At 70.5% G+C, this 305-nt stretch carries 1 protein-coding gene; it reads right to left on the bottom strand.

The window, feature by feature from the left end; all coding sequences use genetic code 11:
* Nucleotides 1-305, bottom strand: a 305-nt coding sequence (locus tag KSO97_RS17620; protein WP_232682139.1) for an NAD(P)(+) transhydrogenase (Re/Si-specific) subunit beta, incomplete at both ends; no start/stop codon positions are given.

The following is a 305-nucleotide window of genomic DNA, read 5'->3' as shown; positions in this document are numbered from 1 at the left end:
ATCCCGAGCAACCCGGCGCCTTCGAGTACCTGGGTGTCGGCGGAGTCGGGGTGGGCCTCGATGTGGAGGGAGCCGTTCCAGCCGACGAGCACGGCGGCCAGACCCACGAAGCTGTGCAGCAGCGCGATGGGCTCGGGCATCCCGGTCATCTCGACCGTGCGGGCCAACTGCAGGCCGATACCGGCGCCGACCACGACCGCGACCACGAGCAGCACGGCGCCGAGCCCGACGACGTCGGTGTCGAACGCGACCACGGTGGCGACGACGAGGGCGGTGGCCATACCGAGGATGCCGAAGTAGTTGCC

The sequence above is a fragment of the Nocardioides sp. R-C-SC26 genome (genome assembly GCF_021246465.1).
Taxonomy (GTDB): domain Bacteria; phylum Actinomycetota; class Actinomycetes; order Propionibacteriales; family Nocardioidaceae; genus Nocardioides.
Note: the sequence above shows the minus strand (reverse complement) of the source record. Positions and strands in the feature narration are given on the sequence as shown.